Raw genomic sequence first — 13046 nt, 5'->3', positions numbered from 1 at the left:
GATGAGGCCAGTCCAGACAACCTCACGCCCTGAACTGCCCCAAACTCGCCTTCAACTGCGCCGCCAACCCATCCAACACCTTGCCACTGGCCGTCGTCTCCACCACCGCTTGCGCCGCACGCTCGGCCTGGGCATGAATCACCTCGACGCGCCCACGCACCGCATGCGCGCCCTGGGCTTGATGCTCGGCCGCGCGCGTCGCCAGGCCAATCGCCGCATGCACCTGCTCCACAGAAGCCTGCACCGTCTGCTGCAAGCGCACGCTATCGCGCAGCACCAGCAAGCCCTCACTGGCCTGGCGCCCCGCCTTGCCGATGGTTTCTACGGCCTCACGCGCGCCCTGCTGCAACGCAACAATATGCGCCTGGATATCGCCAGTGGAGCTTTGAGTCTTGCTGGCCAGCGCACGCACTTCATCGGCCACCACCGCAAAGCCGCGCCCAGTCTCGCCAGCCCGTGCCGCTTCGATGGCCGCGTTGAGAGCGAGCAGGTTGGTTTGCTCGGCGATACCGTGAATCACGGTCAACACCACTTCAATTTGTTCGCTTTGCTGCGCCAGCCGTTCGATCACCTGGGAACCGGCCTGCACCTGCCCCGCCAACGCCTCGATCAAGCTGCCAACTTCGGCCGAGGTCCGTGAGTTTTCATCCGTGGCCTGGCGAATATCCACCACCTGCTGCAGGGCCGCCTGCATGGCGTGGCTTTCGGCCTGGGCCTCATCGGCCATTTGCGACAAAGCGCGCAAACTCTCGGCCACTTCATCACGCTGCAAGCCCGCCGCCGCATCGGCGCCAGCATTGCGCAACGTCATGGCGCCGATTTCCACGCCAGTACGCTGGGCCACGTCGCCTGCCTCCCGCACGATGGGCTGCAACTTATCCACAAAGCGATTGACCGCCGAGGCCATATCACCGATTTCATCCTTGCTGTTGATCTGCACGCGCTTGGTGAGGTCGCCTTCGCCGGCCGCCAGGTCATCCATCGCGGCAATCAGCAGCTTCAGACGATTGACCACGCGCCGGCCCAGCACAATAGCGATCAGCAGCAAGACCCCAAGCCCCACCAGCGCCAGACCCATGCCGATACGCCAGCGCAGGGTGCCCGCCGCGTCTTGCACAGCGGCGGCCGTGTTGGCCGTCATTTGCGTGGCAGTGGCTTGCGCCGATTGCAGCCGGGCGCCCATGGCGTTGGCGCTGTCAGCAGCGGCTCCCTTGAGGCTGTCACCCACCAGCTGATCACCGCTGGCGATCAGCGCGGCAAAGCGCTTATCCAAGGCTTGCAGGTCGGCTTCAACCGTCGCGGTCGACACGCCCATGCGCACCTTGCCGATTTCCACGCCGTTGGGGCTGATGGAGGCTTCGACGTAATACACGGAGGGGTCTGTCTTGGCCGCGTCCAGCACCTTGTCCAGGGCACGCTCCCCTGCGCCCTTTGCCAGCAGGGCCTGGTTGATAGGGTTTTCGCGGTTCAGGTATCGGGTCAGGTGCTCGCCTGCGGCGTCGTCATACACCACAAACAGCACATTGGGGTTGCGCTGGGCCCGGCGGGCAAACTCAGAAAGGGTCGGCACGTCACTGTCCCACATGGCACGGGGCGCGACCGAGGCCAGCAGTTGCGCCATGTCATTGGCCGAGTCCTGCAGGTCTTTTTCCAGCGTCGCACGCAACTGCTTTTGCTCTTCCTGCAAGCGCGTGGAAAGCCCGGCTGTGAGGCGCTGGCGCGTGCTGGCGGAGAGGCTGTCCAGGCTGGACGTGACTTCCTTGCCAGCCTGGGCCAGTTCGCCAGACAACTTCTGGCTATCTATGCCCAGACGATTGCCCAAATCGGCTTCCAGCGCCGTCACCGTGCTCCGCGTCAGCGCGACGGCCACCAGCACTTGCACCAAAAGAGCGATACCAAGGGTAACGAACACCGGCCGCAACAGACGGCTTTGTAACAACGAGAGAACGGCAGACACTGGAAATCCCTCCACCACGGGTGCCACTAATTTGATAGCACCTCGAAAGAGGGAAACACAGCAAGGGTCGTGCCGTTTGCCAGGCAGAAACGACAAAGGGCTCCCGAAGGAGCCCTTTGCTTTTTACATCAACAGCTTATTACGCGAACGGGTGACGCAGAACGATGGTCTCGTTGCGGTCCGGGCCGGTCGAAATAATGTCGATCGGTGCGCCGATCAGCTCTTCCACACGCTTGATGTAGGCGCGGGCGTTGGCTGGCAGTTCTTCCAGGGTCTTGGCGCCCACGGTCGATTCGGTCCAGCCTGGCACTTCTTCGTACACAGGCTGCAGGCCCACGTAGCTGTCAGCGTCGGTCGGGGCAACATCGTTGCCTTGGGCGTCTTTGTAGCCGACGCAGATGTTGATGGCTTCCAGGCCGTCGAGTACATCCAGCTTGGTCAGGCAGATGCCCGAGATGCTGTTCACATCGATAGCGCGACGCAGGATAACGGCGTCGAACCAGCCGCAACGACGAGCACGGCCAGTGGTGGCGCCGAATTCGTGACCTTGCTTGGCCAGGTGTGCGCCAACGTCGTCGAACAGCTCAGTCGGGAACGGACCGGAACCTACACGGGTGGTGTAAGCCTTGGTGATGCCCAGGATGTAGTCCAGGAACATCGGGCCAACGCCCGAGCCGGTGGCAACGCCGCCAGCAGTAGTGTTGGAGCTGGTCACGTACGGGTAGGTACCGTGGTCGATGTCCAGCAACGAACCCTGGGCACCTTCGAACATGATGTCCTTGCCAGCGCGACGCAGCTCGTGCAGCTCGGCCGTCACGTCCAGCATCAGCGGCTTGAGCAGCTCAGCGTATTCCTTGCACTCGGCCAGGGTCTTTTCAAACTCGATGGCCGGCTCTTTGTAGTAACCCACCAGCATGAAGTTGTGGTAATCCACCAGTTCACGCAGTTTGTCTTCAAAGCGCGGCATGTTGAGCAGGTCGCCCACACGCAGGCCACGACGTGCGACCTTGTCTTCGTAGGCCGGGCCGATGCCGCGACCGGTGGTGCCGATCTTCAGCTCGCCACGCGCCTTTTCACGGGCCTGGTCCAGCGCAACGTGGAAGGACAGGATCAGCGGGCAGGACGGGCTGATACGCAGGCGCTCGCGCACCGGTACGCCTTTCTCTTCCAGCTTGGTGATCTCGCGCAGCAGGGCGTCAGGTGCGACCACCACGCCATTGCCGATCAGGCACTGCACGCCTTCGCGCAGGACACCCGACGGGATCAGGTGCAAGACGGTTTTTTCGCCATCGATGACCAGGGTGTGGCCAGCGTTGTGGCCACCTTGGTAGCGCACTACGGCGGCAGCATGTTCGGTCAGCAGATCAACGATCTTGCCTTTGCCCTCATCACCCCATTGGGTGCCCAGGACTACGACATTCTTACCCATAACACTTGTCCTCATTCGCGCAAACTTGGTGCCGGCGATGGCCGGCAGGGAAACTCAAGAAGCCAGTGGCGATACTTGCCAAAGCCCGTTCTGCTGAATCAATTGCCGGTCGCAGTCCGCTTCACGGGCGGCGGCCAATGGCTGCCCAGGCAAGGCCTGGACTACACGCTGACCCTCACGGCGTAACTGGCAAACCTGCTGCCAGAGCGCTGCGTCCGTACTGTCGGGCATCCAGATGCCACCAGACGGCAGCTCGACCTCAGCACGCCCCAGGGTCACCAGGGTTTTCAAATCGGTGGAAAAACCAGTGGCCGGACGCGCACGACCGAAGTCGGCGCCGATATCGTCATAGCGACCACCTTGGGCGATGGCCTGGCCAACACCCGGGACGAATACCGCGAACACCACACCGGTGTGGTAGTGGTAGCCGCGCAATTCACCCAGATCAAAATACAGCGGCAGCTCCGGGAACCGTGCCGACAGGCGCTCGGCAATTGCCAGCACATCGTCCAGTGCTGCCAATACCGGTGCCGGCGCATTCGCCAGGCGCTCACGCGCAGCCACCAGCACTTCACGACCGCCGCACAGGTCTACCAGCGCGCGCAGCATGCCAGCCAGCTCAGCAGGCACACCCTCGGTGAGGGCGATCACTTCATCGATCGCCTTGCGCTGCAGGGCATCGAACAACTGTTGCTCCACTTCACCGGACAACCCGGCAGCGCGCGCCAGGCCACGGTAGATACCGACGTGGCCCAGGTCCATGTGCACATCCGGCACATCCGCCAGTTGCAGCATGGCCAGCATCAGGCTGATCACTTCAACATCGCTGCTCGGGCTGGCATCGCCGTACAGCTCGGCGCCCAACTGGATCGGGCTACGGGAAGACGACAACGCACGCGGCTGGGCATGCAGTACGCTGCCGGCGTAGCACAGGCGGCTCGGGCCTTCGCGCCGCAGGGTGTGCGCATCGATGCGCGCCACTTGCGGCGTGATGTCGGCACGGAACCCCATTTGCCGGCCCGATTGCGGGTCGATGACCTTGAAGGTGCGCAGATCCAGGTCCTGGCCCGCGCCGGTCAGCAGGGATTCCAGGTACTCGATATGGGGAGTCACGACAAACTCGTAACCCCAGCTCTGGAACAGATCCAACACCTGGCGACGCGCTACTTCAATGCGCGCAGCTTCTGGTGGCAGTACTTCTTCGATGCCATCTGGCAGCAGCCAGCGGTCTACCGTTGCCATTACGCCATTCCCCTTTGATCCGGGCGGCCAGCCCTCGGCCGAGCCTTGAGTGAAGCAGAAAATACCCGCCCCTTGCATAAACCACGCGCAAGAGCGACGTGACGAATGGCCTGCAAACGGCCTCGTCGGGCACTTTCCTCGAAAAACCTGTCACGCCTGCCGAATCAAACATGCAGACGCAAAAAAGCCGGGAATTTCCCGGCTGCCGCATCATACACCCGTTTTCTGAAAGGATCACCCCGCCAGGCATTTTAGCCGCCCGACGGAGTGCGCCTTACAGAATCACGGGCTGGTTACTTGGACTTTTCCAGGTAGCGGAAGAAGTCGCTGCTTGGGTCCAGCACCAGTACATCGGTTTTGTTCGCGAAGCTTTCACGGTAGGCACGCAGGCTACGGTAGAACGCGTAGAACTCCTGATCCTGGCCATAGGCCTTGGCGTAAATCGCCGCGGCTTGAGCATCACCGTCACCACGAGCCTCTTCAGACTCACGATAGGCTTCTGCCAGCAGTACACGACGCTGACGGTCGGCATCGGCACGGATACCTTCAGCCAACTCGTTACCCTTGGCGCGGTGCTCACGCGCTTCACGCTCACGCTCGGTGCTCATACGCTCGAACACGCTGCGGTTTACTTCCTTGGGCAGGTCAATGGCCTTGACGCGAACGTCAACCACTTCAATACCCAGCTCTTTTTCCGCCATGGTGTTCAGTGAGCGGGTGATGTCAGCCATCAGCGCATCACGCTCACCGGATACCACCTCGTGCAGGGTGCGCTTACCAAACTGGTCACGCAGCCCCGATTCCAGACGACGGGACAAACGCTCGTCGGCAATCTGCTTGAGGCCGGAAGTCGCGGTATAGAAGCGCTCGGCATCCTTGACGCGCCACTTGGCGTAGGCGTCAACCATCACGGCTTTCTTTTCCAGGGTCAGGAAGCGCTGTGTCGGTGCATCCAGGGTCATCAGGCGGGCGTCGAACTTGCGCACCTGGTTGACGTAGGGGACTTTCACATGCAGGCCCGGCTGGACATCCGCCTGGACCACGCGACCGAATTGCAGCAGCACCGCACGCTCGGTCTGAGCGACGATGTAGAAGCAGTTCCAGGCAGCGATGACCACGACGACGCCCACAATCAGGGCGGTCAGCGATTTATTGCTCATCAACGACTCTCCCTGGTACGTGTTTGCTGTTGCAGCAAGTCAGCGGCCGCACGGGCACTCGCTTCGTTGGCAGCGGCATTCGAGCCGGTGGACGGTGCACTGGCGCCGCTACGACCACCTTCGATCATCTTGTCCAGCGGCAGGTACAGCAGGTTGTTCTGCCCACCTTTGCTGCCGGTCACGAGAACCTTGCTGGTGTTGCTGAAGACTTCCTGCATGGTGTCCAGGTACAGACGCTCGCGGGTCACTTCAGGAGCCTTGCGGTACTCGGCGACCAGCTTGGTGAAACGATCTGCCTCACCCTTGGCGCGGGAGACCACTTCATCGCGGTAACCGTTGGCATCTTCAAGGATGCGCTGGGCCTGACCACGGGCTTCCGGCACAACGCCGTTGGCATAGGTTTCAGCCTGGTTGCGCGAACGCTGCTCGTCTTCACGGGCACGGATCACGTCGTCAAAGGCTTCCTGCACTTCACGCGGTGCCGCTGCGCTCTGTACGTTCACCTGAGTGACGGTAATACCAGTGCGATAGGTATCGAGGAACCGTTGCAGGCGCTCCTTGATTTCGCTGGCCATCAATTCACGACCTTCGGTCAGCACCTGGTCCATGGCGGTGGAACCCACCACGTGGCGCAGGGCACTTTCGGTTGCGTGTTGCAGACTGATTTCCGGCTGATCAACGTTCAGCACGAAGTCCTGCAGGTTGCTGATCTTGTACTGCACGGTCAGCGGCACTTCGACGATGTTCTCGTCTTCGGTCAGCATCTGGCCCTGCTTGGTGTACGCACGCTCACGCGTCACGTTCTCCATGTACTTCTTGTCGATCGGCGGGAAATAGATGTTCAGGCCTGGCCCGACAGTCTCGTAGTACTTGCCGAAGCGCAGCACCACGGCTTGCTCCTGCTCGTCCACCACGTAGACCGCGCTGTACAGCCATACGGCCGCGAGCACGACAAGACCCAGGCCCAGCAGGCCATAGCCACCGCCCTTGCTTGTGCGACCGCCGTCGTCACCACCACGTTTTTTTCCACCACCGAACAACCCATTCAGGCTTTCCTGCAGCTTTCGGAAGGCCTCGTCGAGATCCGGTGGCCCCTTGCGGTCGCCGTTATTGCGGCGCTTACCACCCCAAGGATCCTGATTATTCGAGTTGCCACCCGGCTCATTCCAAGCCATAGCGCTCTCCATCTGATAAAGCAAAGACGCACCCACGGCGCGCCGACCAATGCTACAGAATGCCTGCTACTGCGGCACAACCGCTTTCTCAGGCTTTTATTGCAAAGTGTGTTGTTCGATAAACTCTGCCGGTACAACACCCTCTCGGCTGACCAGCCGATTGAGTTCCGAGCGTGGCAATCGAACGGCCAGCAAGCTGATACCTTCTTCGTCGTGTTCTTCTTTCTGTACAGCGCCCAACTCGAAAAACTGTGCACGCAGTCGAGCAAAACGCTGCGGCAAGCGCAAGGTGCCGACGAACAAATCGCTGCCGAGCAATTCGGCAATGGCTTGTTCCAGCAACTCCAAGCCACTGCCATCTCGCGCCGACAACCAGACCCGCTGGGGCTTGCCGTTCTCGTCGCGCTGGATCTGTGGCTCAACGCCTTCAAGCAAATCGAGTTTGTTATAGACCTCGAGGATCGGCAAGTCCTGGGCACCAATCTCGCCCAGCACCACCATGACCTGTTCAATCTGCAACATGCGATCCGGTTCGGCCGCATCGATCACGTGCAACAGCAAGTCGGAATTGCTCGACTCTTCGAGCGTAGACCGAAATGCCTCGACCAGCTTGTGGGGCAGGTGACGAATGAAACCCACGGTATCGGCCAGCACAATCGGCCCCAGGTCGTCGATGTCCAGACGCCGCAGGGTCGGATCGAGGGTGGCGAACAGTTGGTCGGCCGCGTACACATCCGACTTGGTCACGTTATTGAACAGCGTGGATTTGCCGGCGTTGGTGTAGCCCACCAACGACACTGTAGGGATATCCGCACGGGAACGGCCACGTCGCGACTGCTCGCGCTGGCTGCGCACTTTTTCCAGGCGGCCCTTGATCTGGCGCAGGCGAACCCGCAGCAGACGCCGGTCGGTTTCCAACTGGGTTTCACCCGGGCCACGCATGCCGATACCGCCACCCTGACGCTCAAGGTGAGTCCAGCCGCGAACCAGGCGGGTGCTCATGTGATCAAGCTGGGCCAGTTCGACCTGGAGCTTGCCTTCATGGGTACGGGCGCGCTGGGCGAAAATGTCGAGAATCAGGCCGGTACGGTCGATCACGCGACACTCGAAAACACGTTCGAGGTTACGTTCCTGACTGGGCGTGAGGGTGTGATTGAAGATCACCAGATCGGCTTCTTCGGCATGAACCAGGTCGCGCAGTTCCTCGACCTTGCCGCTGCCAATCAGGTATTTGGCGGTTGGCCGATGACGCGGTACGTTAAAAAACGCAACGGTCTCGGCGCCGGCCGAATTTGCCAACTCCTGAAACTCCTGCGGATCTTCGCGCGCCTCAGGGTCCTGTCCATCCAAGTGAACGAGGATTACTCGCTCACCACCACCGTGGCGCTCAAAGAACAAAGGAGACTCCTATCAGGCGTTACCTGGCTCAGCGTCACCCTGTTCATCACCGGCTGCGCTAGGCAGACGGATTGGACGAACTGGAACGACTGTCGAGATAGCGTGCTTGTAAACCATCTGGCTGACGGTGTTTTTCAGCAGGATAACGAATTGGTCGAACGACTCGATCGTACCTTGCAGCTTGATGCCGTTGACCAGATAGATGGAAACCCCAACTTTCTCTTTACGTAAAGTATTCAAGTAAGGGTCTTGTAGCGAATGCCCTTTTGACATGTGCCGCACTCCTTTAAGGATCAATAATAAAAAATCGGAAAATAGATAGCTTATGGCCGTCACACCCCCAAGGATAGACGGCAATTGCAAGGACTCAGCTCAATATGGAGACCGTTCCCAAGTATTTCAAGGCGCGTGACAGATTGTCGCTGTCCAGGCTGTCCAACCAGTGCAAATCGCTCCAGCTGCGCAGCCAGGTGAACTGGCGCTTCGCCAACTGGCGCGTGGCGATGATGCCGCGCTCCTGCATTTCGGCTGACGTCAGCTTGCCATCCAGATGATCCCAGACTTGGCGGTAGCCTACAGCACGTATCGAAGGCAGCCCTGCATGCAGGTCACCTCTTGAACGCAGTGCTACGACCTCGTCCACAAACCCCTGTTCCAACATAATTGTGAATCTTTGTGCAATTCGTTCATGCAGCACCTGACGATCTGCCGGAGCGATGGCCAGATTCGCCACAGTATAGGGCAATTGTGACTGTCCAGATGCGCCTGCATCAGTACTTTGCGCACTTTGTTTCAGCCGATGTTCAGTCATGGTCTGGCCACTGACGCGCCAGACTTCCAGGGCGCGTGTGAGCCGCTGGGGGTCATTGGGGTGAATACGTGCCGCAGACACCGGATCTACCGCCGCCAACTGATCATGAAGGGCCTGCCAGCCAAGGCGCGCAGCCTCTTCTTCAAGTTCGGCGCGCACCTGGGTATCGGCAGGCGGCATATCGGCCAGGCCTTCCTGCAACGCCTTGTAGTAGAGCATGGTGCCGCCCACCAGCAGCGGGATATTGCCGCGCGCGGTGATCTCGGCCATGGCCGCCAGGGCGTCGGTGCGAAAATCCGCCGCCGAATAGCTCTGCGCCGGATCGATGATGTCGATCAACTTGTGCGGATACTGGGCCAACAGCGCCTTCGACGGCTTGGCCGTACCGATATCCATGTCCCGGTAAACCAGGGCAGAGTCGACGCTGATCAATTCGCAGGGCAGCACCTTGGTCAGCTCGATGGCCAGGTCGGTCTTGCCGGCGGCCGTGGGGCCCATCAGGAAAATGGCGGGAGGCAAGGCACTCATCAGCGGCCGCGCAAAAATAGTTTGTCCAGATCATCCAGGCCCATCTGGGTCCAGGTCGGTCGGCCATGGTTGCATTGGCCGCTGCGCTCGGTGTTTTCCATGTCGCGCAGCAGGCCGTTCATTTCCGGCAGGGCCAGGCGGCGGTTGGCGCGGATGGCGCCGTGGCAGGCCATGGTGCCGAGCAATTCGTTGATATGCGCCTGGATACGGTCACTGGTGCCGTACTCCATCAGGTCTGCCAGCACGTCGGCCACCAGGCGGTTGGCCTCGGCCTGCTTGAGCAGCGCGGGAATCTGGCGGATCGCCAGGGTTTCCGGGCCCAGGCGTTGCAGCTCGAAGCCCAGCTTCTGGAACACACTGTGATGTTCTTCTGCGCAGTCGGCTTCACGCTGGCTCACCGCCAGGGATTCGGGCACCAGCAGCGGCTGGCCGCTGAGGCCTTCGCTGGCCATGGCGATCTTCAGGCGCTCGTACATGATCCGTTCATGGGCAGCGTGCATGTCCACCAGCACCAGGCCATGGGCGTTTTCGGCGAGGATATAAATGCCTTTGAGCTGCGCCAGGGCATAGCCCAGCGGCGGAATATCACCGCCGCCTTCGGGCAACGCCACAGCAGCACCCGGCTCGGCACCCGGCAACGGCGCGAAAAACTCACGATACGCCGCCTGGGCCTCGGCCACCGGCACCGTCGATTGCGGACGTGGCGTGTACTGATACTGATAACCCGCACCGGCACCCGAATTCGGCGCCGTGTAGGCTGGCTGCGCCTGCGGCGATTGCAGCAGGTTGGCCGCCAGGCTCATTTCACCTTGCGGCCCGAACTCACCGGCCTCGGGACCGCTCGGGCGCACCACCGCGGTGACGATCGGCGCCGACAATTGATCATCCGGGCGCACATCACCCAGGGCACGGTGCAGCGTGCCATACAGGAAGTCATGCACCATGCGCCCGTCACGGAAGCGCACCTCATGCTTGGTCGGGTGCACATTGACGTCGACCACCGAAGGGTCAACCTCAAAGAACAGTACAAAGGTCGGGTGTCGCCCGTTGAACAGCACATCGCGATAAGCCTGGCGTACCGCATGGGCCACCAGTTTGTCGCGGACCGCCCGGCCGTTCACAAAAAAATACTGCAAGTCGGCCTGGCTGCGGGAGAACGTCGGCAACCCGACCCAGCCCCACAACCTCAAGCCATTGCGCTCGATCTCAATCGGCAGCGCCTGTTCCAGGAACCCGCTGCCACACACCGCTGCCACCCGCCGAGCACGCGCGGCGTCGTCGTTGGCTTCGTGCAGGCTGAGGATGGTCTTGCCATTGTGGCGCAGGTGAAAGGCCACGTCGAAACGGGCCAGGGCCAGGCGCTTGATGACTTCTTGCAGGTGATCGAATTCGGTTTTCTCGGCCTTGAGGAATTTGCGCCGCGCCGGGGTATTGAAAAACAGGTCGCGCACTTCCACTGAGGTACCCACCGGGTGCGCCGCCGGCTGGACCCGAGGCGCCATGTCGCGGCCTTCGGTTTCCACCTGCCAGGCCTGCTCGGCGCTGCGGGTGCGGGAGGTCAGGGTCAGGCGGGCCACGGAGCTGATGGAGGCCAGGGCCTCACCACGAAAGCCCAGGCTCATGACCCGCTCCAGGTCTTCCAGGTCGCGGATTTTGCTGGTGGCGTGACGGGCCAGGGCCAGGGGCAGGTCATCCGAAGAGATGCCACTGCCATCGTCACGTACCCGCAGCAGCTTGACGCCGCCCTGCTCCACATCGACATCAATGCGTTTGGCGCCGGAGTCGATGCTGTTTTCCAGCAACTCCTTGATTACCGACGCCGGGCGCTCAACCACCTCACCCGCAGCGATCTGGTTGGCAAGGCGCGGGCTGAGCAATTCAATGCGCGAGCCGCTGTTCAAGGTGGATTCGCTCATCACTGCGCCGCCAATGAGGTGCCGGGGATGGTCAACACCTGGCCGATCTTCAACTCGTCGGTTTTCAGGTTATTGGCGCTGCGCAAGGCTGCAGGCGTGACCTGGAAACGGACCGCCAGCATGGCGACGGTATCACCGGGCTGCACACGATGGTCACGCGGGCCCTGGGCGATTTTGCCGGAGTCGCGCAGCCAGGCGATATAGGTGCCCGGCGGCGGGTTCTGCTGGAAGAACTGGCGCACACCGGCGCTGATGGAGCGCGCCAGCGCTTGCTGGTGGCTGGCGCTGGCCAGTTTCGACGCTTCGTTGGCGTTGGAGATAAACCCGGTTTCCACCAGGATCGACGGGATATCCGGCGATTTCAACACCATGAACCCGGCTTGTTCTACGCGCTGCTTGTGCAGCGAGGTCACGCGGCCGATATTGCTCAGGACTTTCTGGCCCACGTTGAGGCTGGAGGTCAGCGAGGCGGTCATCGACAGGTCGAGCAGTACGCCTGCGAGCATCTTGTCCTTGTCATCAAGGGAGACGTTGCCGGCCCCGCCGATCAAGTCGGAACGGTTTTCACTGTCGGCCAGCCAGCGCGCAGTCTCGGAGGTAGCGCCGCGATCCGACAGGGCAAATACCGAGGCGCCAAAGGCAGCGGTTGAAGGCGCGGCGTCGGCGTGAATGGACACGAACAGGTCAGCGCCCTTCTTACGGGCAATTTCGGTACGGCCACGCAACGGAATGAAGTAGTCACCGGTACGGGTCAGCTCAGCGCGGTAGCCTTTCATGCCGTTGACCTGGCGCTGCAGTTCACGGGCGATGGCGAGCACCACGTCTTTCTCATGCTGGCCGCGGGAGCCGGAAGCCCCAGGGTCTTCGCCACCGTGGCCGGCGTCGATCACCACGATAATGTCGCGCTTGCCTGCCGGGGCAGGCGGCGGTGGTGGCAGCTTGACCTGGGGTTGCGAAGGGTTGACCGGCACCGCAGGCACCGTCGCCACGCTCGGCGTTGGCGCAGGCGGCGGTGCGGCGTCGGCGGGGTTGTCGAACAGGTCGACCACCAGGCGGTTGCCGTACTGGGCGTTGGGGGCCAGGGAGAAGCTTTTGGGGGTCACGGCCTTTTTCAGGTCGATGACCACACGCAGGTCGGTCGGCGTACGCTGGGCCGAGCGCATGGCGGTAATGGGCGTGTTGGCGGTGGAGACTTTCAGCGGCGCGGCCAGGCTGGCACCGTTGATATCGATCACCAGGCGATCAGGCGCCGTCAAGGTAAAGACGCTGTGCTGGACCGGGCCAGACAGGTCGAACACCAGTCGCGTGTTATCCGGCGCTCGCCACAGGCGAACACTTTTCACCTGTGAAGCAGCCAGAGCATTGACAGTCATTGCCGCAAGCAACACCCCCACGACAGCAACCAACGCGCGAAAGCGCATACCTAACCC

Annotated in this window: 10 protein-coding genes; all 10 read right to left on the bottom strand. The window is 61.6% G+C overall.

What is annotated here, in order from left to right:
• Window positions 1–22: 22 nt before the first annotated feature.
• A complete protein-coding gene (locus GH769_RS27595) occupies window positions 23–1957 on the bottom strand; it encodes a methyl-accepting chemotaxis protein (RefSeq protein WP_014716670.1) in 1935 nt (644 codons plus the stop codon).
• A gap of 139 nt (window positions 1958–2096) precedes the next feature.
• Window positions 2097–3386: an adenylosuccinate synthase gene (locus GH769_RS27590; protein ID WP_020301628.1), complete on the bottom strand. Its 1290-nt coding sequence runs from the start codon at window positions 3384–3386 to the stop codon at window positions 2097–2099.
• Window positions 3387–3440: 54 nt separating this feature from the next.
• Window positions 3441–4628 carry an ATP phosphoribosyltransferase regulatory subunit gene (locus tag GH769_RS27585; RefSeq protein WP_003188066.1) on the bottom strand — a complete coding sequence of 396 codons (1188 nt, stop codon included), beginning with the start codon at window positions 4626–4628 and terminating at the stop codon, window positions 3441–3443.
• Between the two features lie 293 nt (window positions 4629–4921).
• Entirely contained in the window at window positions 4922–5788 is an 867-nt protein-coding gene (gene hflC / locus GH769_RS27580; protein ID WP_003188064.1) for a protease modulator HflC, read from the bottom strand.
• Window positions 5788–6963 carry an FtsH protease activity modulator HflK gene (gene hflK / locus GH769_RS27575; protein WP_003188062.1) on the bottom strand — a complete coding sequence of 392 codons (1176 nt, stop codon included), beginning with the start codon at window positions 6961–6963 and terminating at the stop codon, window positions 5788–5790. The genes hflC and hflK overlap by 1 nt, the downstream gene beginning before the upstream one ends.
• 96 nt (window positions 6964–7059) lie before the next feature.
• Window positions 7060–8361: a ribosome rescue GTPase HflX gene (hflX, locus tag GH769_RS27570; RefSeq protein ID WP_032904043.1), complete on the bottom strand. Its 1302-nt coding sequence runs from the start codon at window positions 8359–8361 to the stop codon at window positions 7060–7062.
• A gap of 12 nt (window positions 8362–8373) precedes the next feature.
• On the bottom strand, window positions 8374–8634 hold the full coding sequence (gene hfq, locus GH769_RS27565; protein ID WP_003188059.1) for an RNA chaperone Hfq: 261 nt from the start codon (window positions 8632–8634) through the stop codon (window positions 8374–8376).
• Between the two features lie 94 nt (window positions 8635–8728).
• Entirely contained in the window at window positions 8729–9700 is a 972-nt protein-coding gene (gene miaA, locus GH769_RS27560) for a tRNA (adenosine(37)-N6)-dimethylallyltransferase MiaA (RefSeq protein ID WP_032904044.1), read from the bottom strand.
• On the bottom strand, window positions 9700–11616 hold the full coding sequence (gene mutL, locus GH769_RS27555; protein ID WP_032893843.1) for a DNA mismatch repair endonuclease MutL: 1917 nt from the start codon (window positions 11614–11616) through the stop codon (window positions 9700–9702). Before mutL ends, miaA begins: the two co-directional genes overlap by 1 nt.
• Window positions 11616–13037, bottom strand: coding sequence for an N-acetylmuramoyl-L-alanine amidase (locus tag GH769_RS27550; RefSeq protein ID WP_003188054.1), 1422 nt, complete (start codon window positions 13035–13037; stop codon window positions 11616–11618). Before GH769_RS27550 ends, mutL begins: the two co-directional genes overlap by 1 nt.
• Between the last annotated feature and the right edge of the window lie 9 nt (window positions 13038–13046).

It is taken from the genome of Pseudomonas sp. CFSAN084952 (assembly GCF_009648855.1).
Lineage (GTDB): Bacteria > Pseudomonadota > Gammaproteobacteria > Pseudomonadales > Pseudomonadaceae > Aquipseudomonas > Aquipseudomonas paracarnis.
This window is presented reverse-complemented; position numbering and strand designations above follow the sequence as displayed.